The sequence below is a fragment of the Streptomyces sp. BR1 genome (assembly GCF_052373795.1).
Taxonomy (GTDB): Bacteria; Actinomycetota; Actinomycetes; order Streptomycetales; family Streptomycetaceae; genus Streptomyces.
Map to the genome: position 1 here is coordinate 5,832,027 of NZ_CM126252.1, position 25,746 is coordinate 5,857,772.

29 protein-coding genes and 1 tRNA gene are annotated in these 25,746 nt (G+C 69.7%); 17 read left to right on the plus strand and 13 right to left on the minus strand.

Annotated features, from left to right (window positions below):
• The first annotated feature begins 36 nt into the window (after nucleotides 1-36).
• Complete coding sequence (locus tag ACT1U9_RS25480; protein WP_444534976.1) at nucleotides 37-1,122, plus strand: S-(hydroxymethyl)mycothiol dehydrogenase; 1,086 nt, start codon at nucleotides 37-39, stop codon at nucleotides 1,120-1,122.
• A complete protein-coding gene (locus ACT1U9_RS25485; RefSeq protein WP_444534977.1) occupies nucleotides 1,122-1,751 on the plus strand; it encodes an MBL fold metallo-hydrolase in 630 nt (209 codons plus the stop codon). The genes ACT1U9_RS25480 and ACT1U9_RS25485 overlap by 1 nt, the downstream gene beginning before the upstream one ends.
• On the opposite strand, the gene ACT1U9_RS25490 is transcribed toward ACT1U9_RS25485, so the two are convergent.
• The 4 genes from ACT1U9_RS25490 to ACT1U9_RS25505 all read right to left on the minus strand — a co-directional run bounded on the left by ACT1U9_RS25490 (nucleotide 1,735) and on the right by ACT1U9_RS25505 (nucleotide 4,883).
• On the minus strand, nucleotides 1,735-2,592 hold the full coding sequence (locus tag ACT1U9_RS25490; RefSeq protein ID WP_444534978.1) for an amidohydrolase family protein: 858 nt from the start codon (nucleotides 2,590-2,592) through the stop codon (nucleotides 1,735-1,737). The two genes, ACT1U9_RS25485 and ACT1U9_RS25490, sit on opposite strands and share 17 nt — an antisense overlap.
• Entirely contained in the window at nucleotides 2,589-2,900 is a 312-nt protein-coding gene (locus ACT1U9_RS25495) for an L-rhamnose mutarotase (RefSeq protein WP_444534979.1), read from the minus strand. The genes ACT1U9_RS25490 and ACT1U9_RS25495 overlap by 4 nt, the downstream gene beginning before the upstream one ends.
• Nucleotides 2,901-2,916: 16 nt before the next feature.
• Entirely contained in the window at nucleotides 2,917-3,864 is a 948-nt protein-coding gene (locus tag ACT1U9_RS25500; protein ID WP_444534980.1) for an aldo/keto reductase, read from the minus strand.
• 71 nt (nucleotides 3,865-3,935) lie between these two features.
• A complete protein-coding gene (locus tag ACT1U9_RS25505) occupies nucleotides 3,936-4,883 on the minus strand; it encodes a pseudouridine synthase (protein ID WP_444534981.1) in 948 nt (315 codons plus the stop codon).
• 514 nt (nucleotides 4,884-5,397) lie between these two features.
• On the opposite strand from ACT1U9_RS25505, the gene ACT1U9_RS25510 reads away from it, so the two are divergent.
• From ACT1U9_RS25510 to ACT1U9_RS25540, 7 genes are all read left to right on the plus strand, one after another.
• Nucleotides 5,398-5,607 carry a hypothetical protein gene (locus ACT1U9_RS25510; protein WP_094794572.1) on the plus strand — a complete coding sequence of 70 codons (210 nt, stop codon included), beginning with the start codon at nucleotides 5,398-5,400 and terminating at the stop codon, nucleotides 5,605-5,607.
• Entirely contained in the window at nucleotides 5,591-6,106 is a 516-nt protein-coding gene (locus ACT1U9_RS25515) for a DUF6879 family protein (RefSeq protein ID WP_444534982.1), read from the plus strand. The genes ACT1U9_RS25510 and ACT1U9_RS25515 overlap by 17 nt, the downstream gene beginning before the upstream one ends.
• Nucleotides 6,103-6,936 carry a helix-turn-helix domain-containing protein gene (locus ACT1U9_RS25520; RefSeq protein ID WP_444534983.1) on the plus strand — a complete coding sequence of 278 codons (834 nt, stop codon included), beginning with the start codon at nucleotides 6,103-6,105 and terminating at the stop codon, nucleotides 6,934-6,936. Before ACT1U9_RS25515 ends, ACT1U9_RS25520 begins: the two co-directional genes overlap by 4 nt.
• 412 nt (nucleotides 6,937-7,348) lie before the next feature.
• Nucleotides 7,349-7,486, plus strand: coding sequence for a hypothetical protein (locus ACT1U9_RS25525; protein ID WP_337674316.1), 138 nt, complete (start codon nucleotides 7,349-7,351; stop codon nucleotides 7,484-7,486).
• A gap of 14 nt (nucleotides 7,487-7,500) precedes the next feature.
• Nucleotides 7,501-8,688, plus strand: a complete 1,188-nt coding sequence (locus tag ACT1U9_RS25530; protein WP_444534984.1) for a cupin domain-containing protein — start codon at nucleotides 7,501-7,503, stop codon at nucleotides 8,686-8,688.
• Nucleotides 8,685-9,590 carry an aldo/keto reductase gene (locus ACT1U9_RS25535; protein WP_444534985.1) on the plus strand — a complete coding sequence of 302 codons (906 nt, stop codon included), beginning with the start codon at nucleotides 8,685-8,687 and terminating at the stop codon, nucleotides 9,588-9,590. Before ACT1U9_RS25530 ends, ACT1U9_RS25535 begins: the two co-directional genes overlap by 4 nt.
• The gene (locus ACT1U9_RS25540; protein WP_444534986.1) at nucleotides 9,571-10,425 is read left to right on the plus strand and encodes a hypothetical protein; all 855 of its coding nucleotides are present in this window, start codon (nucleotides 9,571-9,573) and stop codon (nucleotides 10,423-10,425) included. The genes ACT1U9_RS25535 and ACT1U9_RS25540 overlap by 20 nt, the downstream gene beginning before the upstream one ends.
• 21 nt (nucleotides 10,426-10,446) lie before the next feature.
• On the opposite strand, the gene ACT1U9_RS25545 is transcribed toward ACT1U9_RS25540, so the two are convergent.
• The 4 genes from ACT1U9_RS25545 to ACT1U9_RS25560 all read right to left on the minus strand — a co-directional run bounded on the left by ACT1U9_RS25545 (nucleotide 10,447) and on the right by ACT1U9_RS25560 (nucleotide 13,035).
• The gene (locus tag ACT1U9_RS25545; protein WP_444534987.1) at nucleotides 10,447-11,280 is read right to left on the minus strand and encodes a recombinase family protein; all 834 of its coding nucleotides are present in this window, start codon (nucleotides 11,278-11,280) and stop codon (nucleotides 10,447-10,449) included.
• Between the two features lie 134 nt (nucleotides 11,281-11,414).
• Nucleotides 11,415-11,558 carry a hypothetical protein gene (locus ACT1U9_RS25550; protein WP_444534988.1) on the minus strand — a complete coding sequence of 48 codons (144 nt, stop codon included), beginning with the start codon at nucleotides 11,556-11,558 and terminating at the stop codon, nucleotides 11,415-11,417.
• Between the two features lie 804 nt (nucleotides 11,559-12,362).
• On the minus strand, nucleotides 12,363-12,737 hold the full coding sequence (locus ACT1U9_RS25555; protein WP_444534989.1) for a hypothetical protein: 375 nt from the start codon (nucleotides 12,735-12,737) through the stop codon (nucleotides 12,363-12,365).
• Between the two features lie 115 nt (nucleotides 12,738-12,852).
• Nucleotides 12,853-13,035, minus strand: a complete 183-nt coding sequence (locus tag ACT1U9_RS25560; RefSeq protein WP_444534990.1) for a helix-turn-helix domain-containing protein — start codon at nucleotides 13,033-13,035, stop codon at nucleotides 12,853-12,855.
• Between the two features lie 136 nt (nucleotides 13,036-13,171).
• Between ACT1U9_RS25560 and ACT1U9_RS25565 the strand changes: the two genes are divergently transcribed.
• Both ACT1U9_RS25565 and ACT1U9_RS25570 read left to right on the plus strand, forming a co-directional pair.
• Nucleotides 13,172-13,735, plus strand: coding sequence for a hypothetical protein (locus tag ACT1U9_RS25565; RefSeq protein ID WP_444534991.1), 564 nt, complete (start codon nucleotides 13,172-13,174; stop codon nucleotides 13,733-13,735).
• 32 nt (nucleotides 13,736-13,767) lie between these two features.
• Nucleotides 13,768-15,045 carry a tyrosine-type recombinase/integrase gene (locus ACT1U9_RS25570; RefSeq protein ID WP_444534992.1) on the plus strand — a complete coding sequence of 426 codons (1,278 nt, stop codon included), beginning with the start codon at nucleotides 13,768-13,770 and terminating at the stop codon, nucleotides 15,043-15,045.
• Nucleotides 15,046-15,133: 88 nt separating this feature from the next.
• Here the strand turns inward: ACT1U9_RS25570 and ACT1U9_RS25575 are convergent.
• Nucleotides 15,134-15,221: transfer RNA gene (locus ACT1U9_RS25575), tRNA-Leu, on the minus strand.
• A 145-nt stretch (nucleotides 15,222-15,366) separates the two neighbouring features.
• Between ACT1U9_RS25575 and ACT1U9_RS25580 the strand changes: the two genes are divergently transcribed.
• The 3 genes from ACT1U9_RS25580 (at nucleotide 15,367) to ACT1U9_RS25590 (ending at nucleotide 18,111) form a co-directional block, all read left to right on the plus strand.
• Nucleotides 15,367-16,731, plus strand: a complete 1,365-nt coding sequence (locus ACT1U9_RS25580) for a M20/M25/M40 family metallo-hydrolase (protein ID WP_444534993.1) — start codon at nucleotides 15,367-15,369, stop codon at nucleotides 16,729-16,731.
• 201 nt (nucleotides 16,732-16,932) lie between these two features.
• Entirely contained in the window at nucleotides 16,933-17,166 is a 234-nt protein-coding gene (gene chpH, locus ACT1U9_RS25585) for a chaplin ChpH (RefSeq protein WP_444534994.1), read from the plus strand.
• Between the two features lie 138 nt (nucleotides 17,167-17,304).
• Nucleotides 17,305-18,111: a chaplin gene (locus tag ACT1U9_RS25590; RefSeq protein WP_444534995.1), complete on the plus strand. Its 807-nt coding sequence runs from the start codon at nucleotides 17,305-17,307 to the stop codon at nucleotides 18,109-18,111.
• A gap of 158 nt (nucleotides 18,112-18,269) precedes the next feature.
• Here the strand turns inward: ACT1U9_RS25590 and ACT1U9_RS25595 are convergent, their stop codons facing one another.
• The gene (locus ACT1U9_RS25595) at nucleotides 18,270-18,458 is read right to left on the minus strand and encodes a DUF5703 family protein (protein WP_188275129.1); all 189 of its coding nucleotides are present in this window, start codon (nucleotides 18,456-18,458) and stop codon (nucleotides 18,270-18,272) included.
• Nucleotides 18,459-18,505: 47 nt separating this feature from the next.
• On the opposite strand from ACT1U9_RS25595, the gene ACT1U9_RS25600 reads away from it, so the two are divergent.
• Nucleotides 18,506-19,177, plus strand: a complete 672-nt coding sequence (locus ACT1U9_RS25600) for a hypothetical protein (RefSeq protein WP_444534996.1) — start codon at nucleotides 18,506-18,508, stop codon at nucleotides 19,175-19,177.
• Nucleotides 19,178-19,223: 46 nt separating this feature from the next.
• Here ACT1U9_RS25600 and ACT1U9_RS25605 read toward each other — a convergent pair whose 3' ends face one another.
• On the minus strand, nucleotides 19,224-21,428 hold the full coding sequence (locus tag ACT1U9_RS25605) for a helix-hairpin-helix domain-containing protein (RefSeq protein ID WP_444534997.1): 2,205 nt from the start codon (nucleotides 21,426-21,428) through the stop codon (nucleotides 19,224-19,226).
• Entirely contained in the window at nucleotides 21,425-22,408 is a 984-nt protein-coding gene (locus ACT1U9_RS25610; RefSeq protein WP_444534998.1) for an aldo/keto reductase, read from the minus strand. The genes ACT1U9_RS25605 and ACT1U9_RS25610 overlap by 4 nt, the downstream gene beginning before the upstream one ends.
• Before the next feature lie 174 nt (nucleotides 22,409-22,582).
• Here ACT1U9_RS25610 and ACT1U9_RS25615 point away from each other — a divergent pair, with 174 nt between their 5' ends.
• Both ACT1U9_RS25615 and ACT1U9_RS25620 read left to right on the plus strand, forming a co-directional pair.
• On the plus strand, nucleotides 22,583-23,638 hold the full coding sequence (locus ACT1U9_RS25615) for an LLM class F420-dependent oxidoreductase (RefSeq protein ID WP_444534999.1): 1,056 nt from the start codon (nucleotides 22,583-22,585) through the stop codon (nucleotides 23,636-23,638).
• A 249-nt stretch (nucleotides 23,639-23,887) separates the two neighbouring features.
• Nucleotides 23,888-24,676, plus strand: a complete 789-nt coding sequence (locus tag ACT1U9_RS25620) for a ferritin-like domain-containing protein (RefSeq protein WP_444535000.1) — start codon at nucleotides 23,888-23,890, stop codon at nucleotides 24,674-24,676.
• A gap of 21 nt (nucleotides 24,677-24,697) precedes the next feature.
• On the opposite strand, the gene ACT1U9_RS25625 is transcribed toward ACT1U9_RS25620, so the two are convergent.
• The gene (locus ACT1U9_RS25625; RefSeq protein WP_444535001.1) at nucleotides 24,698-25,714 is read right to left on the minus strand and encodes a magnesium and cobalt transport protein CorA; all 1,017 of its coding nucleotides are present in this window, start codon (nucleotides 25,712-25,714) and stop codon (nucleotides 24,698-24,700) included.
• Between the last annotated feature and the right edge of the window lie 32 nt (nucleotides 25,715-25,746).

Consider the following 25,746-nt stretch of genomic DNA (forward strand, 5'->3'; position numbering starts at 1 on the left):
CGTACGTACGGGCGGTGCGAGAAAGGAAGTTCACGCATGCCGCAGCAGGTCCGAGGGGTCATCGCGCCGGGGAAGAACCAGCCCGTGCGGGTGGAGACGATCGTGGTGCCGGACCCGGGGCCCGGCGAGGCCGTGGTGCAGATCCAGGCCTGCGGGGTCTGCCACACCGATCTGCACTACAAGCAGGGCGGGATCAACGACGACTTCCCCTTCCTGCTCGGCCATGAGGCGGCCGGAGTGGTGGAGTCGGTCGGCGCGGGCGTCACCGACGTCGAGCCCGGCGACTTCGTGATCCTCAACTGGCGCGCGGTGTGCGGCCAGTGCCGCTCCTGTCTGCGCGGCCGCCCCCAGTACTGCTTCAACACCCACAACGCGAAGCAGAAGATGACGCTCACCGACGGTACCGAGCTCTCGCCCGCGCTCGGCATCGGGGCGTTCGCGGAGAAGACCCTGGTCGCGGCCGGGCAGTGCACCAAGGTCGACCCGTCGGTCTCGCCCGCCGTCGCCGGGCTGCTGGGCTGCGGGGTGATGGCGGGCATCGGCGCCGCGATCAACACCGGCAACGTGGGGCGCGGGGACTCGGTCGCTGTCATCGGCTGCGGCGGCGTCGGGGACGCGGCCATCGTGGGCGCACGGCTCGCGGGCGCGGCCAGGATCATCGCCGTCGACATCGACGACCGCAAGCTGGCCACCGCGAAGACCATGGGCGCCACGCACACGGTCAACTCCCGCACGGACGACGCCGTCGAGGCGATCCGCGCCCTCACCGGCGGCCACGGAGCCGACGTCGTCATCGAGGCGGTCGGCCGCCCCGAGACGTACAAGCAGGCGTTCTACGCCCGCGACCTGGCCGGGACCGTCGTGCTCGTCGGGGTGCCGACGCCCGACATGAAGCTGGAGCTCCCGCTGATCGACGTCTTCGGGCGGGGTGGCGCGCTCAAGTCCTCCTGGTACGGCGACTGCCTGCCGTCGCGCGACTTCCCGATGCTGATCGATCTGCACCAGCAGGGCCGGATCGACCTCGCCGCCTTCGTCACCGAGACGATCGGGCTCGACGACATCGAGAAGGCCTTCGAGCGGATGCACGAGGGTGACGTCCTGCGCTCGGTGGTGGCGTTCTGATGACCGCCCGTATCGAGCAGCTGGTCACCTCGGGCACGTTCGCCCTGGACGGCGGCACGTGGGACGTCGACAACAACGTCTGGATCGTCGGCGACGACGAGGAGGCCGTGGTCATCGACGCGGCCCATGACGCGGAGGCGATCCTGGCCGCGCTGGGCGGCCGTACCCTGCGCGCGATCCTCTGCACCCACGCCCACAACGACCACATCGACGCGGCGCCCGCGCTCGCCGACGCCACCGGTGCGCCGGTGCTGCTGCACCCGGACGACCTGCCGCTGTGGAAGCTCACGCACCCGGACCGGGCCCCGGACGGCGAACTGGCCGACGGGCAGAGCGTGTCCATCGCCGGTACGCGCCTCGACGTGCTGCACACCCCGGGCCACGCCCCGGGCGCGGTGTGCCTGCACGCGCCCGACCTGGGCACGGTGTTCACCGGCGACACGCTCTTCGCCGGCGGCCCGGGCGCGACCGGCCGCTCCTTCTCCCACTTCCCGACCATCGTCGACTCGATCCGCGACCGGCTGCTGACGCTGCCGCCCGAGACGGTCGTACGGACGGGTCACGGCGACTCGTCGACGATCGGCGCCGAGGCACCCCACCTCGACGAGTGGATCAAGCGCGGCCACTGAGCCGGTAGACCCGGTCGGCCGTGCCACCGAGGACCTGGGCCCGCTCGTGCGGGCTCAGGTCCTGTACCAACTCCCTTGTTACGTTGATGACGTGACCGTACGAGGACGCGAGCAGGCACACCGGCCAGTCGGAGCCGAACATCAGCCGCGCGGGGCCGAAGGCGTCCAGGACGGTGTCCGTGTACGGCCGCAGATCGTCGACGCTCCACTTCGCCCAGTTCGCCTCCGTGACCAGCCCCGACAGCTTGCAGACGGTGTTGGGGAGCGCGGCGAGGCCGCGGACGGCCGACGCCCAGGGCTCTTGCGTGCCGGAGGCGACCGGGGGTTTGCCCAGGTGGTCGAGGACGAAGGTGAGCCCGGGGTGGCGCTCGGCGGCCCGTACGCAGGCCGGTAGTTGATGGGGGAGCACCACCAGGTCGTACGCGAGTCCGGCCGCCGCGACCGCCGCGAGCCCCGCGTCCACGTCCGGCCGCAGCAGCCACTCGGGGTCGCGCTCGCCCTGCACCTGGTGCCGGATCGCCACCAGCCGTGTGCCGCCCGGGAGTTCGGCGAGGCGAGCCAGCTCGTCTCTTACTCCGGGCGTGGTGAGATCGGTCCAGCCGACGACTCCGCGTACGAGGTCGTTGCCCGCCGCGAGCGCCAGGAACTCGGGGGTCTCCTCGGCCACGGTCACGGTCTGGACGAGCACGGTGGCGGTGACACCGGCGGCCGCAGCCTCGGCCCGCAGCTCTTCGAGGAGGAAGTCCCGCCGGATGGGGCCGAGTTCAGGAGAGGCGAGCCAGTCCTGGTCGCGGACGGAGAGGTCCCAGAGGTGATGGTGCGCGTCGACCACGCCTGTCATAGGGTCCACACCACCGGCAGCCCGGCCTCCGCCCCCGCGCCCGAGTAATCGTGAACTGCATCCAGCAGCTCGGCCATCCGGGCCTGCCAGGCGATGTTGACCGGCAGGTGCTCCAGCTCGGCGAGGAGGCGGGCGTAGTCCGCGCAGTCGATGACGTGGAACAACTCGGTGCCGCTGCGCCAGATCGTCCACGCGGTGACCCCGGCCGCCCGGATCGCCGCTGTGAGCTCGGCCGGGACTTCGCGGTGCGCGGACTCGTACGCCTCGATGCGGTCCGCTCGTACGCGGGTGTGCAGCGCGACTCTCACAAGCCCGACTCCTCGTTCATAAGCCCAGCTCCTCCCAGAGCGCGTCCGGGACCGGGCGCGCGAACAGCGCGGCGGCGTCCCTGACTTCGGCCGCCGAACGGGCCCCCACCAGCACGCTCGCCACCGCCGGGTGGCGCAGCGGGAAGGCGAGGGCGGCGGCCCGCAGCGGTACGCCATGGCGCTCGCACACCGCCTTGAGCCACAGTGCCCGGTCGAGCAGATCGGGCGGCGCGGCCGCGTAGTCGAAGGTGGCGCCGGGCCGGGGATCGGCGAGCAGCCCCGAGTTGAAGACCCCGCCGACCACCACGCTCTTGCCACGCGCGGCCGCCTCGGGCAGCAGTTCGTCGGCCGCCCGCCGGTCAAGGAGCGAGTACCGCCCGGCGCACAGCACCGCGTCCACGTCCGTGTCCCGGACGAACCGGGCGAGCATGTCGGCCTGGTTCATCCCGGCCCCTATGGCCCGTACGACGCCCTGCGCGCGCAGCCGTTCCAGCGCCGGGTACGCCTCGCGCAGGGCCTGTTCGCCGTGGCCGTCGGGGTCGTGCAGATACACGACGTCGATCCGGTCGAGCCCGAGCCGCACGAGGCTGTCCTCGATGCTCCGCAGGACGCCGTCCGCGCTGAAGTCCCAGCGGCGGCGGTGGGTCGCGGGGACGGCGAACCCCTCCGCGCGGTCGTCGCCGTACAACTCGGCCAGTGGCTCCAGGATGCGGCCGACCTTGGTGGACACGGTGTACGCGTCCCGGGGGCGGCCGCGCAGGGCCTCTCCGAGTCGGCGTTCGGAGAGGCCGAGGCCGTAGTGCGGGGCGGTGTCGAAGTAGCGGACGCCGACGTCCCAGGCGGCGTCGACCGCGCCCCGGGCGTCGGCGTCGGACACCTGGCCGAGGAGGTTCCCCAACCCGGCCGCGCCGAAGGACAGCACGCTGACGGGACAGCCACTGCCACCGAGCTTCGTGACCCGCATGCCCGCATATTTATCAGACCTTTGAGGGGTTGAGGGACCCCTGGGAGCGGGATTTCGGGGGTGCGGGGCGGCTATTGATCCGATGTATCCGCATCGAGGGCAGGCCAGCTCTCCAGACGCAGCCCGCTCTCGAACCTCCGCGTCCGCCCGTCCACCGGATCGGTGAACTCAAGTACTCTGGCGAGCAGTTGGAGGGGTTGGGTGAAGTCGTCGGGAGCGGGTTCCTCGGCCACCACCGGGTACACGGGGTCGTTGAGGATGGGCAGCCCGAGCCCGTTCATGTGCACCCGCAGCTGATGGGTGCGCCCGGTGGCGGGCAGCAGCCGGTACCGGCCGAGGCCGCCCCGGCGCTCGACCAGCTCGATCCGGCTCTCGGCGTTCGGCTCGCCCGGCTCCTCGTGCGCGGCGATCACCCCGCGCTCCTTGACGATCCGGCTGCGCACGGTCACCGGCAGCGCCACCTTCTCGTCGTACGGGGCCACCGCCTCGTACTCCTTGCGCACCAGGCGCGACCCGAACAGGTTCTGGTACGCGCCCCGGTCCTCGGAGCGCACGACGAACAGCGCGAGGCCGGCGGTCAGCCGGTCGAGGCGGTGTGCGGGCTGGAGCGCGGGCAGCTCCAGATCGCGCCGCAGCCGGGCGAGGGCGGTCTCGGTGATGTGCCGTCCCCGGGGGGTGGTGGCCAGGAAGTGCGGCTTGTCGGCGATCACGATCCGCTCGTCGCGGTGGACGATCCCGATCCCGAACGGCACCGGCACCTCGGGCGCGAAGTCGCGATGGAACCAGATGTACATCCCGGGGCGGTACGGCAGCTCGGCGTCCACCACCCCGTCGGCACCCACGAACCGCCCCTCGCGCAGCATCCCCACCACCCGCTCGGCCCCGATCGCCCCCTGGAACCGCTCGACCAGATGCTCCCCGACCGTGCCCCACGCCCCATCGGGCAGCCGCACCCGCACGGGGTCGATGCCGTCGCGCTGGGGGAGTGGGGAGGCAGGCGTCCTGGATCTTCGCGTCACCGGGCAACGGTAGCCGCCACGGGGCCCTGGGCTGCGGCACGTGGCGGGTTCCCGAGTGGACCGCCGCATGCTCCATAAACGCAGAGAACCCCACCGAAGTGGGGTTCTCGCTGGTGGTGTCCGAGGGGGGACTTGAACTCTCCTCTCGGGCGCCAGCCCACATCCGCTCTGACCTGGGGAAACGCCCGTCGACAGGCTTGATTTCGGCGGGCGTTTCTCCTGTTCTTTCCTGCTGTTTCAGGCCCTCTCGGGTCCCTGTTGGTCATGCGTTGGTCACGTGACCAACCCTCCTCCGAGGCGGTCCGTCCCTGGTCAGGCTACCCGGATGGCGCCACGGGGCTTCGCCTAGCCTGCACGGGCGCGTGCGTGACCACGTAAGGGGTGGGCTGGGGCGGTCGGAGACCTATTTATGCAAGGACGCGCATAGTCGCGTTCACGCATAGACGCGTGGCGCCACCCCCTCTACTGTCGTTGGCCAGGCGGCCCAAACGGGGCCAGAGCAAGGGGGTTTGGCATGTCCGAACGTTCGGCACTCACCCGGCTCACGGGCAACGGCAACGGCGAGTGCGGAGAGAAGGACTGCCCGAACGTGTACCGCAAGGCGACTGGATCGTTCGTGGTGCAGGGCGACGTGTCCGACGCCTTCACCCCGCCCGCCGGGGAAGGGCTCGTGGAAATCCCGGAAGCGGTTCTCAGGGAGGCGTTCCGTGCACTTGGATGGTGACGCGTGGAATAACTGCTTCGATTCCATGGAGCGTGAGGCGTGGCGGCTGGAAACGCTGCCCGTTTACACAATGCCCCAGGAAGCGGAGAAGCTGAAGCGCTTCCTCGCCGGGGAGAAATCCCCCGACGATTACACGTCGGCCTGGATGGACGAGGTTCGGCAATGGGCCTCGGAAGGAAAGGGCGTCGGCAGGGTGCACGTCGTGACCCGCCCGCTCTCGGACTACCTTCGGTTCGAGTTCGAGTATTACTACCGGCACCACGTGAAGGCGGGCGAGGATATCCGCATCCTCGACCTCACCGACCGGGAGAATCCCGGACTGCCGGATCAGGACTTCTGGATGTTCGACGAGTCCAAGGTGGTCCTGATGAACTACCGGGAAGACGGGACGCAGATCAACCGGGAACTGTACGAGGGTGACCCGGAGCCGTACCGGCAGTGGAAGCAGATTGCCATTGCCGAATCCGTGCCGTTCCTGGAGTACGTGAGCAGCGGGTGACGTTCGATCCTGAGCAGCTCGGGCAGCCGAAACAGGAACTGGCGGCCCTGCTGAAAGAACTACGCAAGCGAGCCGGCCTCACTGGGGACCGGCTCGCTCGGCGTTGCAACATGTCCCAATCGAAGATCAGTCGGATCGAGAATGGGAAAGCCCAACCGAGCCTGCTGGACCTCGAAAGAATCCTCCGGGCTGTCGTGGCTCCGCCCGAGGTCATCGAGGAGGTCATCGCCCTCGCGAGGCTGGCCAACACCGAATGGCAAGACCTGCGCTCGCTGCGGCGTAGGGGCTTGGAGAAGAAGCAGAACGAACTTGCCGCCCTTGAATCTTCGTCGGCGGAGTTCCGCTTCTTCCTGCTCTCAATGATTACAGGACTACTGTCCACCCCTGAGTACATCCGGGCCAGCCTTTCCCATTCTCCGGCCGATGTAACAAAGACGATCGCTAGGAAGCTGGAGCGGCAGGAGGTTCTTTACAACACGAAGAAGCGGTTCACTTTCATTCTCACTGAGCAGGCTGTGAGGTGGCCACTCCTGCCCCCGGCTGCGATGGCGATGCAAATTGACCGGCTGGCCTCACTGACTCATCTTACGAACGTGAAGCTCGGTGTCATCCCCATCGCGGGGTACAAGCCCATGGCACCGATGGACACCTTCACCATCTATGACGAGACCCTGGCCACCGTGGAGAACACCACCGGTGTCGTGATTCTGAGAGATCCACGCGACATCGAAATGCACTTGGAACTGTTCTCTACTCTGGAGGGTTATGCGCTGTTCGGGGACGAAGCGCGAGCCTTGTTGGCGGAGTGGTCCGCCGCCTGTCGTTCATGATCTTTAGTCCATGACGGGAAAGAACTACACAGCCGTCACTTTCTAGGCCAATGTTTTCCCCCATGGCAGCGACCGAGCGAAACGAAAAGTGGGTCCGCTACGGCGTGGGATGGCGGCTGGGGTACCGGCGGAGGTTCGGCCCTGACGCTGGTGTGCGCTCATGACGACCGGGCGCATGACTCTCCGGGTGTCATACGACGGCGGCCGGACGTACGGCCCGGTGCGCACGGTGCAGGTGAACCCGCGCAACGCAGTGATCTTGGGTTCACCGACCAAGTACCCGCCGTGCGGGTGCCCTCGGTGCACGGGGCGTCCGTCGTCGTCGAGGTCGGCGTCCGCCGCGCTCGTCGCTGTCCCTTTGCTTCCTGCCGGAATCCCGGTGGGAGTCCCCGAGAAGAGAGAGGTAAGTCCGATGGTGGAAGAGAACACCATGTCGGCCGCCCCCGAGGGGGGTGGACTGCTCGTCGCGAAGCGGAAGATCGTGGCCGCTCGTACGCGTGCCGAGCAGGAGTCTGACGTCAGCAGTGGCCGTTCCGACGGCAACGACTGACGGGAGCGCCCACGTTGCTTGATGCAGCCTCGTGGGCGGGGCGTCTGGGCGGGGACAGGTTCCTCGCCCAGACGTACCACCGCTCATACGCGCACTTCCCCCGGGCCGCCGACACGGCGGGCCTGTTCTCCTGGGACGACCTGAACCGGATCATCGCCACGCAGCGGCTGGAGCCGCCCAGGCTGCGCCTGTCGGTCGACGGCGAGATGGTCCCGCTATACCGCTACGCGATCCCGACCACGAACCGCCGAGCGGTCACCTGGTCCCGCATCCAGCCGTCCGACTTCCACGCCCAGCTCAAAGACGGGGCGTCGCTGGTTCTCGACGCGGTGGAGAAGATCCACCCCGCCGTGGGGGCGGCTGCGGAGGCACTGGAACGCTTCCTCGGGACTTCCGTGCAGGCCAACGTGTACGCCTCGTGGACCGAGCGGGAGGGCTTCGGCCGGCACTGGGACGACCACGATGTCGTCGTGGTGCAACTGCACGGCTCGAAACGGTGGCGCCTGTGGGGGATGACCCGTGAGGCGCCCACCTTCCGGGACGTGGAGTCGCCGGAGGAGCCGGAGGGCGACCCGGTGGCGGACCTCGTTCTGTCCCCGGGCGACGTGCTCTATCTGCCGCGCGGCTGGTGGCACTCGGTCACCGCCGACCAGGGGACAGAATCCCTTCACCTCACGTTCGGCACGATCCCGCACACAGGCGCTGACCTGATGCTCTGGGTTGTCGATCAGCTCCGGGCGTCCCTCGCGCTGCGCAGGGACATCCCGCGCTTCGGCTCGCTGGCGGAACAGTCGGACTTCATCGACGCCATACGCCGTGAGGTGGCCGACATGATGGCGGACCCCCGCCTCGTTGAGCGGTGGGCGGAGTCGATCGACACAACGGACCCGGGCCACGCGATTCCGTCCCTGCCGTACGTAGACGGGCTGCCCGCACGGCGGGAGATCGCGGTCAAGCTCACTGCTCCGAGGGGCCGCCTGTCGGCGAACCGCGAAGAGGGCACGGTCACCCTCTCGGCGGCCGGTACCGCTTGGGACTTCGCCGAGTCCGCCGCTCCCGCGCTGGGCACGCTGCTGACCAACCAGCCGACCACGCTTGGGGAGATGGCCGACTCCGCCGGGCTGGAGGTCAAGGAGGTGGCCGAACTGGTCTCCGTCCTCATCGACGGCCACGCCGTCGCCGTCGTGGGGACGGCGCTGTGACCGCCGCGCTCTGCCTGGGGACATACCGCGTGCGTGCCGTCAGTCAGGCGGCACGCACCGCCCTGGCTGCCGGTAGCCCCTGGGTGGACACGGCACCCAATTACGCCCGTGGTGGGGCGCATGAGGAACTGCGCCCGGTTCTCGGGGAGCACCCGACCGTGCGGGTAGCCACGAAGACTGGGTTCTTCACGCAGGAGCAGGGCCGCACCGCCCTGGCTGAGGAAGTGCTCACCCGGCAAGAGGCGGCCGGTAGGCACAGCCTTGAGCGGGGCTTTGTCCGCTGGCAGACGGAGCGATCCTTGGCCGCGCTCGGGCGCGTGGACCTGGTGTTCGTGCACAACCCGGAGCACCAGGGGCACGGCCGTGACCGTGCCTCTCTGCACGGGCGTGTACGGGAAGCCTTCACGGCGCTGGAGGAGTTCGCCCATGCGGGCAGGATCGGCGGGTACGGCGTCGCCACCTGGTCGGGCCTGGCCTCCGGAGCGTTCAGCGTTCCCGAGTTGCTCGCGCTCGCGCGCCAGGCGGCGGGTTCCGCCGAGCACCACTTCACCGGCTTGCAGATGCCCGTCAGCCTGATCATGGATGCTCCGATCACACAGGCCCTGAACGGCGGCGGGCCACTGGTGCAGGCGAACGAAGCGGGGCTGATCACGTTCGGCTCTGCTCCCCTGCACGGGGGCGAACTCCTCGATGCCATGACACCCGAACTGGTGAACCTCATCCGCCCCTGCCTGTCGGCCGCAGCCGCTGCCCTGCTGGCCGCTGGCTCGTGCCCTGGCCTCGATGTCGTCCTCACCTCCGCTAGTACCCGCGAGCACTGGGACGATGTGGCCAAGGCTCTGGCTGCGCCGCTGACGGCCCAGGAACTCAGGAGGGTGACGGATGAACTCGCCTCTGAATAAGGAGGTACAGGCCCTGATGGAGGCCGCCCACGACCGGGCGGCCAAGGCGCTGGGTCTCACATGTACGGGACCGCTGGCGTGGGGCTTCCTCGGTGTCACCCTCGGGCGTCGGGCAGGGAACCGGTGGCTACGGGTGAGCCGGACGGCGAAGAGGAACGCAGGCAGGAAGCAGGGAGAGGGCATCGTCGGCGCCTCTGAGCTGGTACCCGACGGCGTTCCCCGCCCCCGCCTGCACGGGGTACACGACTGGACTGACGGTGAGTGGGCCTTCGAGGCCGAAGTCCTGGACTACCTCACGCAACCCGTGGTGTCCCCGGACCGAGCCGACATCGACCACGACCCCGGGTTGCCTGACGAGTGGTGGGCGGACCTTCGCCAAGCCCTTGATCTACTCGCTGAAGCGGAGGGTGTGAAGACGACCGTCCGGGACGGGTGGATCGAACGAGCCTTCCCCCAGTTCCTTGGCATCCCGGCCCCCGCCAAGGTGGAGCGGGTGACCGGTCACGGTGACCTGCACTGGGGCAACCTCACCGCCATGCCCCTGGCCCTGTTGGACTGGGAGCGGTGGGGCCTCGTGCCCTTCGGCTATGACGCGGGGCTCCTCCACGTCAACAGCCTGCTCGTTCCCGACGTTGCCGCCCGTATCCGCGAGGAGTTCGCGGCGATCCTTGACACTCCCGCTGGCCGAATCGGAGAACTCGCGGCCCTGGCGGAGATGCTGCAAGCCGTAGCCCGTGGCTGGTACCCCGACCTTGCTCTCCACCTGGTTGCCCGAGCGGAGGCGCTCACGGGAGTGCGCCCGCCCGTTCCGGTGCACTCCGAGGTGAGCGCCTGACTCCGCCGCTGTGCGCCCGTCTCAGGCGCTCTCGCCGATGTGCCGGTACAAGGTGGCTCGGGAGATCCCCAAGGCCTTGGCAATGGCCGTGACGCTCTCTCCCTTGGCGTGTCGAGCGCGGGCTACGGCTAGCTTGTCGTCGTCTACGACGGAGGGGCGTCCACCGTGGTTGCCCTTGCGGGCCGCAGTGTCCAGCCCCTCCAACGTCTTCTCCCGGATGCCTTCCCGCTCCACCTCGGCGCTCACGGCCAGGACGGCGAAGACGATGGCGCCTGCCCCGTTGGGGTCGTAGACCCCCTGCAACGGGCCGGAGAGGAGTTCGAGTTGGATGCCGTCCGCCTGCAACGTGGCCGACAACGTCATAAGTTCCGCTGCGTTGCGGGCCAGGCGCTTCATCTCGACCACGGTCAGGATGACGGGCTGGTTGGGTGCGGCTGTCCTGTTCTCCCGGGCGAGGCTGAGGGCCTTCTCTAGTTCCGGCCGTTCCTTCACACGGGTACTGATCTTCTCCGAGAAGACACGGTGGCAGTCGGCGCGACCCAACAGGTCCAACTGACTGTCGAGTTCCTGCCCGACCGTGGAGCAACGGGCGTAGCCGATCCGTATCGCTGCGCCCGGCGCCACCTCTGCCACCTCGGGGACGGGTGCGCCTTGCGTCCATGGCTTACCGGGGTTGCGGTCGGCCGGGGTCTTCACCGTGAGTTCGGCTTTGAGCGCGGGCACGAGGGCGAAGCGGCCCGTGTGGTAGTTCGCTGCCACCTTGCCCGCTCCCGTCCGGCAGGGGCTACCGGCGGGGGCTTCGCACTTCGGGCAGGGGTGACGCTCGACCTGATCGGCCGGGGTGTTCGTGGTCATGATCGAGACAGTCTCATAAACGTGTCTCGAAAGCCAGTCGCGAGACGGATCTTTTGAGACGGGTTTCGAGACGTGAGAGTGGGGGTGAAACGGATATGGCCCGATGCTGCGCCGAGCGTCTCACTATCGAAGGTTTATGAGACGGGACTCTGCTGGCATAGCACCCAGCCGCCCGGCGTCCGCTCCAAGCCCATCAGGCTGAGGATCTCGTCCACCTGTTCATCGCTGAGCTTGGGCGCACACGCCAGCCAGTAGTGCAGCCACTCGTCATCGGTCATGACTGAGGCAACGTCGACGGCGCCCGCGCCGTCACGGTTCCGACGGCGGATGCCAGGGGGTGGGGTATGACCCCCTAAAGCAGGCGAGCCCGACCGCCACGTCTTAGCAGCTCAGATCCTGCCACGGTTCCAGACCTCGTCAGGGCAGCGGCGATCGCAGGCAGCGGCGGAGAAGTAGCAGGTGGGGGCGCTGCGCCTAGCCTGGCCGGCACTCGGAGCCTGCACGAGAATGGCACCTTCTGGGCTTACCGTAAGTGGCTTCGCTCTGTCGCCGCGTAAGCGGCCCACGCCTCTTGCTGCAAGTCGAAGGGGCTTCGCGCTCTGGGGGCGCGGCAGCGCCCCACCTGGCTACCTTCCTGGTCTTCCTGATGTCGGTCCCCTTCGGGGCCGCCCTGTCGAAGCGGCTTCTGTCTGTGCGGCCGGAGGCCGCCCCTGTCGCTTACCTCTTCTGTCGCTTACCTCTTCGCCGCTGAACACGTACGTAAGTGGCTTCGGGTTGAGCGGCCGAATGGCCGCCCTCTCTGCTCACGCCTTCGCCGTTGGGTCTTCGCCCGTGGGGGCGCTGTGCGCCCTTCCTTCGCTTCGCCGCTGCACGTAAGTGGCTTCACGATGTCGGCCCCGGCAGGGGCCGGGTGCTCAAGGCTTGTGAGGCTGAGAACCTACTGAGATAGATAAAGAGCAGCGAACGTTTCCGCAGGTCAGGTGATGTACCGCGACACGGGTGGCGTGTCCCTCGGCCACGCCTGGCGTGTACGTTTCGCGTGTTTGTACACGTGGTGCGTGTCGGCCTGGACGGGCGAGCGTTCAGGAAGCCCACGCCCAAGGCGTGGCGTCGCCGTGCACGCTGCACTTGCGGCCACCTCGGCCGCCTTTCTGGAAGTGGTGATGGGGCAGGGTGAGGCATCGGACGGTTGAGTCCGGTCCAATGAGGTCCAGTGCCTTGGCTCGCCCGACCGCGTTCGTGACGCTCTGCCGGGACGGGATGACTCCGCCTTCCGCGACGAGGATCGTGGCGAGCTCACCCATGCGGAACTCGGCATGACCTATCTGGTTCGCCCGCCACAGGGCGGCGAAGTAGACGCGGTAGTGAAGTCGGTGCCCGTCGTTCCTGGCCATGAGTTCGCAATGAGCCTGAGAGATGCCGCCCCATTCAACGCCGGGTCCGAAGTCGATGCGCACTGAGTGGTGGTCCTTTCCGTGTGGCGCGACGAGCGCCGGTAGTCGGTGGTTCGCATGCGCTCCCTTCTGGTAGGCACGGCCAGCCATCGGACTGACATGGAGGTTGGGGCTCGCGTCAGGCGGCTGCGCGGCACTCCCGCTCAAGCCAGTGCTCCACGTCGGACGGCCGGAAGCGGAGATGTCCGCCGATCTTGCAGGCGGGGATGTTGAGCGGTCGGTGGTTGTTGTAGACCCACGCGGGCGTCACGCCCAGGTACTCGGCCAGGTCGGCGACGCTCATCAGGCGGGCGTTCTGCAATGGACAGCTCCTCGGTAGCGGAGGGGAGGGGTCCCCTCGGGGCTGTCCATCCTGGGATATCAGTCCAGTTCCGTCAAACCCGGATGCGTCACACCTTGACTTGCCTGACGCGTTTCAGTTCCGTACGTTGTCGCCCATGACGAACACCAACGATCACGAGGGCAGCGCTGCGCCCCGTGCGGGCATCGAACACGTCCAGCGCATCGGGGCGTGGAAGGTCACCATGTGGCTTCCGCTCGACTCCACCTCGGGCAACCCCCGCGAAATCCAGATCGAGCCGCACGAGGAAGCCGCCCCGCAAGAGGTAGCGCGCGGCATCACCAGCACGGTCCTGCGGCAGGTCGACACCGCCGCGTTCGCGAAGGACGCAGGGTCGATGACAAGGCTGACCCGCGCTGGCCAACAGGCGATCGAGACCTTCCGGCGTGAGCTGGCCGGCCTCCCCAAGGGAGTGTCGGACGAGTACCTCGCGGTGCTCTCCGCCCTGTACGTGCGCTTCGTGAACCTTGGACGGACGGCACCCGCTCAAGACCTTGAGCTGTGGACGGGGACGAAGCAGGCGACGTTGAAGGGCCACCTCCGGGCGGCGCGTCAGCGCGCCTTCCTGACCAAGGTCGAAGGCAAGGCGGGCGGACAGCTCACGGACAAGGCGATCGAAACGCTGAGGGGGATCGATGTCGAACAGGTGCGACAGCCGTAACGGCTGGGGCAGAGCGAGGGGGAGCTAGCCGAGTGGCAAAGCGCGGCAACGGGCTCGGTGGGACTCCGGTGGAGATCCCGCGCACGGGACGACCGAACACCTGGGGCGTGCGTACGCCCCTGCACTTCAACCCGGCAACGGGCAGGAAGGAGCGCTACTGGATAGGACGCGAGTACAAGAACAAAACCGAGGCGGAACGGGCGCTGCGCAAGTGGCACACCGACCACGAGGCAGGCACCCTCACGCCCCGCTCCGACATGACCATGGGACAGCTCATGGACGGATGGCTTGCCAAGCATCGGGGCGAAGACACGACCAAGGAGGGGTACGAGCCGAAGATCCGGCTGCACATCAAGCCGCACATAGGCAAGGTCAAGGTGGTGGAGGTGACGGACGAGCGGCTCGACGAGCTGTACCGGCTCTTGGAGGCCACGCCCATCGAGGCCAACGGCAACAAGCCGCTCGGCCCCAAGAGTGTCCGCCACATCCACAACATCATCTCGGCTGCGCTGGACTCGGTGACCGGACCGAGGAAGCTCCTCACGGTCAACCCGGCCCACACTGCCAACCCGCCCACGGAGCGGCAGATCAAGGCGGCACAGCCGGACTTCCCCACACTCAACGATCACGAGACGACGCACTTCCTCAAAGAGATATGGAAGCCGTGCGGCAACCGGGCGTGCGACGACGGACTGACCCACCACTGCCTTCGGGACGCCCCGCTGTGGACCGCCTACGCGGCCACCTCGTGCCGCCGCAGCGAAGTTCTGGGGTGGAAGTGGTCGCTCGTCCACTGGGATGAGTGCGCCATCGAACTGGGCTGGGTCGTGGTCGAGGAAGGCAACACGTACCGGCTGCGCAAGCTCACCAAGGACGGAGACGACAACGCGATCATCTACGTAGACCAAGCCCTGATGAACATCCTCAAGTGGCAGAGGGAACGCCAGGACGAGAAGCGGGAACGGCTCGGGGATCTCTGGGTGGACCATGACCTCGTGTTCGCCCGCGACGGCTTCAAGCTGTACCGGGGTGAGGCAGGCGGACCACAAGACCCTGAGAAGGTGTCGGCCCGCTGGCGCACGGCACGCAACCGTCTGCACCTGCCGGACAACTTCCGGCTGCACGACTGGCGGGCATCGAAGATCACGAACGATCTCGACAACCACGAGAACCCGGTAGAGGTCTCAGCCAACGCCCGGCACCACTCGCCGGGCTACACGATGGCGCGGTACGGCAGGCGTCGCGCTGAGGGAGCGAAGAAGCTGGCCGCTTCGAGTGCCAGCCGACTCGGCCTGTCATCCCTGGTCTGACCAGGAAGTTCGCTCGGCTGTTGGTCACGTGGTTGGTCACGCCACAGCCGGAGAAACAGAAAAACCCCAGGTGAACTGGGGTATCTGCTGGTGTCCGAGGGGGGACTTGAACCCCCACGCCCGATAAAGGGCACTAGCACCTCAAGCTAGCGCGTCTGCCATTCCGCCACCCGGACAAGGTGTCTGTCTCGCGGGCCGTGCCCGTTCCGACGTGGAAAACAATAGCAAACATCTGGGGGTGCTCGATCACCCCCCTGGCCTGCGTGAACGTCGTATGTCGACCGGGAGCCGCCCTTGGGTCGGGCGGGGGCGCGAGGGAGGATGAGGGGGACAGCACAAGCGGCAGCGGGAGGAAGCAGCGTGAGCGAGTCGACGGCGACGCGGGGTCCGAGCGGCGAGGACGAGGTCGTCGACCTCTGTCGCGAGCTGATCCGGATCGACACCAGCAATTACGGGGACCACTCCGGGCCGGGCGAGCGCAAGGCGGCCGAGTACGTGGCCGAGAAGCTCGCGGAGGTCGGGCTCGAACCGAAGATCTTCGAGTCGCACACCGGGCGGGCCTCCACCGTGGCCCGGATCCAGGGCGAGGACCCGTCGCGGCCCGCGCTCCTCATCCACGGCCACACCGACGTCGTCCCGGCCAACGCGGACGACTGGACGCACCACCCCTTCTCGGGCGAGATCGCGGACGACTGCGTCTGGGGGCGCGGCGCGGTCGACATGAAGGACATGGACGCGATGACCCTCGCGGTCGTACGGGATCGGCTGCGCTCCGGGCGCAAGCCTCCTCGTGACATCGTCCTCGCCTTTCTCGCGGACGAGGAGGCCGGTGGTACGTACGGGGCCCGCTTCCTCGTCGACAAGCATCCCGAGTTGTTCGAGGGTGTCAGCGAAGCCATCAGCGAAGTCGGCGGGTTCTCCTTCACCGTCAACGAGCAGCTGCGGCTCTACCTTGTCGAGACGGCCCAGAAGGGCATGCACTGGATGAAGCTGACCGTGGACGGCAGCGCCGGGCACGGTTCGATGATCCACAAGGACAACGCCATCACCGAGCTGTCTGAGGCCGTCGGGCGGCTCGGGCGGCACAGGTTCCCGGTGCGGGTCACCAAGACCCTGCGGCACTTCCTGGACGAGCTCGGCGACGCGCTCGGCACCGAGCTCGACCCCGAGAACATGGACGAGACGCTGGCCAAGCTCGGCGGCATCGCCAAGCTCATCGGCGCCTCGCTGCAGAACACCGCCAACCCGACCCAGCTCGGCGCCGGCTACAAGGTCAACGTGATTCCGGGGCAGGCGACCGCGCACGTCGACGGGCGCTTCCTGCCGGGGTACGAGGAGGAGTTCCTCGCCGATCTGGACCGCATCCTCGGGCCCCGGGTCAAGCGCGAGGACGTGCACGCCGACAAGGCGTTGGAGACCACCTTCGACGGGGCGCTCGTCGACGCCATGCAGACCGCCCTGGTCGCCGAGGACCCGATCGCGCGCGCCGTGCCGTACATGCTCTCGGCGGGCACCGACGCCAAGTCCTTCGCCGACCTCGGCATCCGCTGCTTCGGCTTCGCGCCGCTGAAGCTGCCGCCGGAGCTGGACTTCGCCGGGATGTTCCACGGGGTCGACGAGCGGGTGCCGCTGGACGGTCTGAAGTTCGGCGTGCGCGTCCTCGACCGGTTCATCGACGCGTCCTGACCAGCGGGTGCCGTGTCCGCACGGCACCCGTACCGCCGCGTACGCGGTTTTGGCGAAACGACACGCCAACAATCGGCCATCCGTGCGCACTTGACTGAAAAGAGTGAATGCGTTCATAAGCTCGTAGCCCCATAACTTTCGCCTCGTTACAGGGTGTGCGGTCCGCGGCTGGGATCGCACATTGCCAACAAGGAGGAAGTAATGATCAAGAAGGTCGTCGCTGCTGCGGCTGCCACTGGTGGTCTGGTTCTCGCGGGTGCGGGACTGGCCGTCGCCGACGCCGGTGCCCAGGGTGCCGCGGTGCACTCCCCGGGTGTCGTGTCGGGCAACGTCATCCAGGCGCCCATTCACATCCCGGTGAACGTCTGCGGCAACACGATCTCCGTGGTCGGGCTGCTGAACCCCGCCTTCGGCAACACCTGCGTCAACGACTGACGTTGTGCCCGAACCCGTGAGGGTTTGATCCGGGCGGCCCCGGAGCGCGCGCCATGCGCTCCGGGGCCGCCCGGCATTCATCCCGGGCGCAACGGTGCCCGGGGAGCATCCGTAAGGCAGAAGGCAGGGATTCAACCTATGCGACAGGTCACCAGAAAAGGCCTGATCACCCTCGCGGCCGCCACCGGCGTCATCGCCATGGCCGGCGGCTCCGCGCACGCCGACTCGGCGGCCAACGGCTCGGCGTCCGACTCCCCGGGCGTGCTGTCGGGGAACGCGATCCAGGCGCCGGTGCACGTGCCGGTCAACGCCTGTGGCAACACCGTCAACGTCATCGGGGTGCTCAACCCGGCGGTCGGCAACAAGTGTGTGAACCACGGCGGTTCGCACCACGGCCACGGCGGCGGTGCCACGGCCAACGGCCACGCCAGTGACTCGCCGGGCGTCGGCTCCGGCAACAGCGTCCAGGCGCCGATCGACGTGCCGGTCAACGCGTGCGGCAACAACGTGACCGTCATCGGGGGCCTCAACCCCGTGTTCGGCAACGACTGCGCCAACGTCTCCGACGCCGGCCACCAGCCCCCGCACCACCCCGGTCACCCGGGTCACCCCGGCCACCCGGGACAGCCGGGCCACCCCGGCAAGCCCGGTGAGCCGTGCGGGCCGGAGCACCCGGGCACCCCGCACCACCCGGGCAAGCCCGGCGACGTCAGCCCGATCCACGGGACCAAGCCCGGCCGGCACCCGCACGCGCCGGGCAAGCCGGGTAGCCCGAGCACCCCGGGCACGACCGCCCCGGCCACCCACACCACGACGCCCTCCACAGGCTCGGTCGCCGCGCTCGCGCACACCGGGTCCGACGCGGTCGGCGTCGCGCTGCCGGCCGGTGCGGGCCTGGTGATCGCCGGAACCGCCCTGTACCGCCGCGCCCGCGCCGGGGCGTAACCGTACGGGTACGGGACGTTCTCGGACGGTACGGGTACCGGTCGTTCTCGTACCGCCCGGAATCGGTCGGTCAGCAGAAAGCTCGTGGAACGGATCGGGCCCCGCTTTCGCGGGGCCCGATCCGTTTCCGTGACACGATCTTCGTCACACGAGTCCTGTCACCACGTGGCGCGCAGCTGGCGGATGATCCGCCTGCGCAGCCGCACCCTGCGGCTGCCGTCACGCAGCAGACTCAGTCGCTCCAACTCCCAGTGTCCGTACTCGGCGTGGTCGGTCAGCAGGCGTGTGGCGTCCTTGCGGGAGACCCCGCGCGGCACGTACACGTCGACAAATTCGTATTCCGGCATCGCATCTATTGTGCGGGCACAGGCCCGGTACGGATAGCGTCTGCACTATGTCTGATGCTGCGCAGCCCTCCGCTGCCGAGGTACGTGCCGCCGCCGACGCGGTGAAAGCCGCGCTGGACCGCCACCTGGAGGCGGTGGAACGCCGCACCGGGGACGACGATCCGGCCGTGTACGACGCGTTCAACGCCCTGGCCGCCGCTGCCGAGGCGTACGACGAGCGGCTCTACGACCGGTACGACGAGGTCACCCCCTTCGAGATCCCGGGCGCCGACGACTCCCTGCCGCCCTACACGGGCCCGGAGGAGCCGAACGCGCTGAGCGTGCTGATCCGCCGCGACTACGCCGTGGTGGAGCCACAGCGCCTGCTCGCCCAGGCCCAGCGCATCGCGGACCTCGATCCGGAGGCCGACGAGGCCGAGGGCGCGGCCGGCGACCGTGCGGCGGCCGTGGTCGGCACGAGCGTGCACGCGGCGCTCGGGGTGCTCTTCGGCGAGTACGAACCGGATGAAATCGCCTCCCGCCACAAGGAGTTCGGCCTGGAGGAGGGCGACTCCACGCTGTGGGTGTCGGCGGCCGACGAGCTGCCGGAGCCGGGGGAGTGGCTGAGCACCCCGTTCGACCACGCCGATCCGCAGCGGGTGGTGTGCCGGTTCGATGTGAGCGCGGTCTTCGACGAGGAGGAGCTGGAGGACGAGGACGAGCTGTCCGGTCCTTCCTGATCTCAGAGGAGAGCGGCGGGCCCACCGGGGCCCGCCGTTCTCGCGTCTACTCCGACTCGGGCGTCCTCAGCAGGCCCTTCAGGAGCGGCGTCAGACGGGTCGTACGCGCCGGGGCCACCCCCTCCGTGACGGCGCGCGGCAGTGCCTGGTCCACCCCGTGGACCACGGACAGATGGCGCTCGGCCCGGCCGAACGCCGTGTAGATCCACGCCCGGCTGAGCCCCTGCGCCGCGTCCCCGGGCAGCACGACCACGGCCGCCGGCCAGCGTGTCCCGGCCGCCTGGTGGGCGGTCACGGCCCAGCCGTGGCGCAGCGCGGAGCCGACCCGCTCCTTCGGTACGACGACCTCCTCGCCGCCGCAGTCCAGATGCAGCCCGTCCGGGCCCGCCGACGCCACGACGCCCACGGCGGTACGACCAGGAGCCTCCGCGTACGCCACCCGGTCGCCCGTGTCGAAGCCCGCGAACCGGCCGGGGCCGGGGTTGAGCCGCTGCTTCAGCGCGGTGTTGAGCGCGCGCGTGCCCGCCGAGCCGCCGTGGCCGACGGTGATCACCTGGGTCTGCTCGGTCGGCACGCCGATCGCGCGCGGCACCGAGTCCGCGACGAGCTGCACGCAGCGGTGCACGGCCTCGCCCGCGTCCCGCACCGGAACGATCACGACCTCCTTGCCCGGCGCGTCCACCTGGCCCAGCTCACCGGCCCCGATCCCGGAGACCAGCTCGCCGATCGGCCCGGGGTCGGGCGTACGCGAGGCCACATGCGGGAAGGCCCGCGCGGCCAGCACATCGGCGAACACCTGCCCGGCGCCCGCCGAGCCGAGCACCTGCGGGTCGCCGCCGAGCACCAGACGGCAGCCGTCCGGCAGGGACTCGACGAGCATCGCGGCGGTTTCCACGTCGAGCTGCGGGGCGTCCTGCACGACCAGGACGTCCAGGACCAGCGCCCCGTCCTCGTCCCGGCCCGGCCCCTCGGCCCCGAGCAGCGCGGCCACGGTGAACGCGCGCTCGGGCCCCACCGCCTCGGCCAGCCTGCGCCGCCCGTCCCGGCTGTGCGCGGCGGCGGCCGCCCGAAGGCCCAGGCCGTGCGCGGCGGCGACCACGGCGGCCGATTCGGCGCGGGCGGCCTCGCCGCCGGAGTGGGTGACCAGGCCGTTGCCCGCCACGGCCCGGATCAGCTCGGCGGCGGACGGCGAGGGGGCCGAGGCCGCCGCGTCCGCCCAGTCCGAACCGTCGTCCTTCACCGGGGCGTTGGCCAGCCGGGCCAGGCCGTCGGCCAGGCTCTCCTCGGCGAGCGCGTACCGGTCGAGGCCGAGCAGCACCTCGACGGGGGCACTCTCGGGAACGTCCTCGCCCGTCTCGTCGTCCGGCTCGCTCTCCTCGCCGTCCAGCGCGGCCTCTCCGTCCTGGAAGACCAGCACCACGCCTTCGGTGATCGCGTGCTGCACGGCCTCGTCCGGCTCGGGCACGGAACGCTCGGCGAGGGCCGCCTTCACCGCTTCGATGGTGAGCGCGGTGTGACCCTGGGCGGACGCGCGCTCCAGGACCCAGCCGACCAGCGCGGCCACCCGGCGCGGGTCGTCCGGGCCGCATCCGGCGCCGAGCACCGCCCGCGCGAAGCCGTCGGCCTGCTCGGGCCGCACCCCGGGGACGGCGAGCAGCTGCCAGGGGTCGGCCCGCAGGACGTCGGCCGCCTGCTCGCCCAGGGCGTCCGTGACCTGCGGAGCGAGCGAATCCGGCGCGCCGCCTTCGGTCAGCACGGCCCGGACCGCCGCCAGCGCCTCCGGTCCGGCCGCCGCGCGCGCGGGCTGCGGCACCTGCGTACGTACGGGCGCGGGCGCCGTCGAAGGAGCGGGGCGGCGGGGGGCCGGGGCGGCGGCGAAGAAGGCCGAGCCCGACTTCTCGCCGCTCTCCACCGCCCGTACCGCCGCGAGCAGGTCGGCGGCCTGGCCACTGAGCTTGGTCCCGGCGTCGACGGGCCCTTCCTTCTCGGCCTTGCGCGCCTCGATCCGCGCCCGCAGCTCGCGCTGAGCGGCCAACTCGGCCTGTGCTTCGGAGAGTTCCGCCGAAGCCTCACCCGTGGCGGCGGCAGCGTCGGCGGTCTCGCCCTCCACAGAGGTGTCGGCGGTCTCGCCCTCCGTAGCAGCGTCGTCGGCGACATCGGCGGGGACGGTCGCCTCCACCTCGCCGCTCTCGGCGCCCAAGGCGCCATCGGCCGGGGTTCCGGGGGCCGTCCCCGGGGGAAGCGCGGTCACAAGGTGCTCCAGTCCTGATCGGGATAGCGGTGCACGGGCGCCGACACATCGTCGAGCGCCCGGCAGATCTCGTCTGGAAGACTAAGCGTCTCCACTGACAGTGCCGCCGCGAGCTGCTGCGCGTTGCGCGCGCCGACGATCGGCGCGGCCACCCCGGGCCGGTCCCGGACCCAGGCGAGTGCGACTTGCAGCGGCGTCGCCGCGAGGCCGTCCGCGGCTATCGTCACCGCGTCGACGATCCGGCTCGCCGCCTCGTCCAGATAGGGCGCGACGAACGGCGCCATGGTCTCGGAGGCCCCGCGCGAGTCGGCCGGGGTGCCGTTGCGGTACTTGCCCGTCAGCACCCCGCGCCCCAGCGGCGAGGACGGCAGCAGCCCGATCCCGAGGTCGAGCGCGGCCGGCAGCACCTCCCGCTCCACACCCCGCTGGAGCAGCGAGTACTCCATCTGCGTACTGGCGAGCCGGGTCCGTACGCCCGGCGCGGCCAGCTGCCACGTCGCGGCCTTCGCGAGCTGCCAGCCGCAGAAGTTGGACACGCCCGCGTACCGCACGCGGCCGCTGCTCACCGCGATGTCCAGCGCCTGGAGCGTCTCGTCGAGCGGGGTCGCCGCATCGAACGCGTGCACCTGCCAGATGTCCACGTAATCCGTGCCGAGACGTTCCAGCGACTCGTCGAGCGCGGCGAGCAGATGGCCGCGCGAGCCGTCGAAGCGGCGGTCCGGGTCGGGCACGCTGCCCGCCTTGGTGGCGATCACCAGGTCCCGGCGCGGCACCAGCCGCTCCACCAGCTGCCCGAGCAGATATTCGGCGTCCCCGCCCCCGTACACGTCCGCCGTGTCGACCAGCGTGCCGCCGGCCTCCCAGAACGCCTTCAACAGATCGGCGGCGTCGTGCTCGTCGGTGTCCCGGCCCCAGGTGAGGGTGCCGAGTCCGATCCGGGATACGCGCAGGCCCGTACGGCCCAGGTGCCTCTGCTCCATGGGCGCTGAGAGTACTGGCCCCGGCGCCGACCGGTGAGAGCCTGTGGACAACCGGCGCCCGCGCCGCAGAACGCGCCCCGGGACGGACCCGCGCCCCGTGCGGCCTGCCGCAGCGACCGCCCGCGCGCTAGAGTCCCCGGCACAGGGACGTTACTGATCAGTAAGGGGACCGCCATGCGGCTCGGGATCAACCTCGGCTACTGGGGCGCCGGAATGGACGGCGACAACCTCGCCGTCGCCCAGGAAGCCGACCGGCTCGGCTACGACGTCTGCTGGGCCGCCGAGGCCTACGGCTCGGACGCGCCGACCGTACTGGCCTGGGTGGCCGCCAAGACGGAGCGCATCGACGTGGGTTCGGCGATCCTCCAGATCCCGGCCCGCCAGCCCGCGATGACGGCGATGACCGCCGCCACCCTCGACTCGCTCTCCGGCGGCCGCTTCCGCCTGGGCCTGGGCGTCTCGGGCCCGCAGGTCTCCGAGGGCTGGTACGGCGTCAAGTTCGACAAGCCGCTGGCCCGCACCCGTGAGTACGTGGAGATCGTCCGCCGGGCGATGACCCGCGAGCGGCTGTCGTTCGAGGGCGAGCACTGGACGCTGCCGCTGCCCGGCGGCCCCGGCAAGGCCCTCAAGCTCACCGTCCACCCCGAGCGCGAGCACATCCCGCTCTACATCGCCGCGATCGGCCCCAAGAACCTGGAGCAGACCGGCGAGATCGCCGACGGCGCGCTGCTGATCTTCCCGTCCGCCGACCATCTGGAGGACACCGCGATCCGCCACATCCGGGCGGGCCGCGAGAAGGCGGGCAAGACGATGGAGGGCTTCGACGTCTGCCCGACGCTGCCGCTCGCGCTCGGCGCGGACAGCGACGTCAGCGTGCTCGCCGACATGTTCCGCCCGTACACCGCGCTCTACGTCGGCGGCATGGGCAGCCGCAAGCAGAACTTCTACAACCAGCTCGCGCAGCGCATGGGGTACGAGAAGGAAGCCGCCGAGATCCAGGACAAGTACCTGTCCGGCGACAAGACGGGCGCGGCCGCCGCCATTCCGCACCAGCTGATCGACTCCACCACCCTGCTCGGCTCGGTGGAGCGCATCGCCGACCGGATGCGGGCCTACGCCGCCGCCGGGGTCACCACCCTCACCCTCGCCCCGGCCGGCTTCACGCTCGACGAGCGGATCGCGGCCCTGCGCGCGGGCACCGAGGCGCTGGAGCACGCCGGTCTGGCGTAGTCGTACAGGCGTCGTACGGCAGTCGTACGAAGGAAAGCCTGCGGCCGTGGTGGGGGCTCGGGGGGTCTTCCCCGCCACGGCCGTCATCCCGAACAACGCGCCGCGCGCCGGTCGGGTTACGGGCGGACACACCTGTGCGCGTTCCTTCGTTCGGCCTAGTCCGCCGACACCCCTGTTGCCCCGTTCTGTCCCCCGTATTTGACTTGCTCTTTGCAGATGTCTGTGCGGGAGTCATGCGGAGGTACGGCGATGCTTTCGGCCAAGAGCCTGTTCCAGGAGATCCTCGACAACGACGAGTCGTTCCGGCTCTTCTGCTCGATCGCGGCCAGCGGCGAGAGCCAGGGCGGCTGGGAGAACGGCCGGATCTCCGCGCTCGTCCCGCCGGAGCAGCGCGGCCTCGCCCCCAAGATCGCCCGGCACGGCGCCGACGAGGACAAGCACGGGCGGATCTTCCACGCGCTCCTGAAGAAGCGCGGTCTCACCCCGGTCCCGGTGCCGGCGGAGACCGACTACACGATGCTCCTGGAGCGCGGCGGCATCGGCCTCGCCCATGAACTGCTGCGTGGCGAAAAGCCGCTCACCGAGCAGGACATCGTCACCTACCTCGCCCACAGCCGGGTCACCGAGCAGCGGGCCGCCGACCAAATGGTCATGCTGGTGCGGTACTTCGGGGACCACCCGGAAGTGGGCAGGGCGATCCGGATGATCAGCGCCGACGAGGACAACCACCTCGCGTACTGCCACGAGGAACTGCTGCGGCTCGCCTACGCCGGACACGGGCGCACCATCCAGCGCGTGCTGCGCGAGTGCGCGCTGGCCGAGATCCGTATCTACCGGGACGTCAGCCTGGCCGTGATGGACCACATGGGCCGCATCCTGCGCTGGCCGAAGGCCAAGTCCGCGGCTCTGGCCGCCGGGATCCACGGCGTGTACGCGTACGAACGGGCCGCCGGGTGGCGGCGCATGGTGAGCCTGACGATGCCCGAGCGGCGCGACGCGCTCGGCGGACCGGCCACGCGCGCGCCCGAGTTCGCGTAGAACCGCCGCTGCCACGGGAGTTCAGAGCCAGCCCCGGCGCTTGAACATGCGGTGGAGCAGGACCTCAAGGGCCGCCATCAGGGCGAGGACCGCCGGATACGCCCAGACGAACTTCAGCTCCGGCATGTGGTCGAAGTTCATGCCGTAGATCCCCGCGACCATCGTCGGGACGGCCGCCATCGCCGCCCAGGCGGAGATCTTGCGCATGTCGTCGTTCTGCCGCACGCCCATCTGCGCGAGATGGGCGGAGAGGATGTCCGAGACCAGCCGGTCCAGGCCCTCCACGCCCTCGTTGGCCCGGATCAGATGGTCGCTGACATCGCGGAAGAACGGCTGCGCCTTGTCGTGCACGAACGGCACCCCCGCGCCCGAAAGGCGCTGCATCGGCTCGGTGAGCGGGACGCTGGCCCGGCGGAATTCGAGGACCTGCCGCTTGAAGGTGTAGATCCGCGAGGCGACCGTGCTCCCGTTGTGCTGCGCGCGGCCCTTCACGTCGCTCCCGGAGGGCGCGAAGACCTGCGTCTCCAGCTCCTCCAGGTCCGTCTGGAGCTCGGCCGCGACCTCCGTGTAGTGGTCGACGACGGCGTCGCTCACCGCGTACAGGACGGTCGTGGGACCGTGCCGCAGCAGCTCCGGCTCCGCCTCCAGACGCTTGCGCACGGCGTGCAGCGGCGAGCCCTTGCCGTGCCGGACCGTCACCACGAACGAGTCGCCGATGAAGAGCATCAGCTCCCCGGTGGTCACCGTGTCGCTGTGCGGCTCGTACGAGACCGGCTTGAGGACCACGAACAGCGAGTCGTCGTACACCTCCAGCTTGGGCCGCTGATGGGCGAGCAGCGCGTCCTCCACGGCCAGCGCGTGCAGCCCGAACTCATGGCTGACCAGGTCGAACTCGTCCTCGGTCGGCTCGTACAGGCCCAGCCACACGAACGCGTCCCCGGCCGCCCTGGCCTCCTCCAGCGCGTCCGAGTAGTCGGGCGGGCCCTCGGTGCGGCGGCCGTCCCGGTAGATGGCGCAGTCGACGATCACGGCGCGCATTCTTCCGCGAAGCGGCACCGCCCGCACCCCTG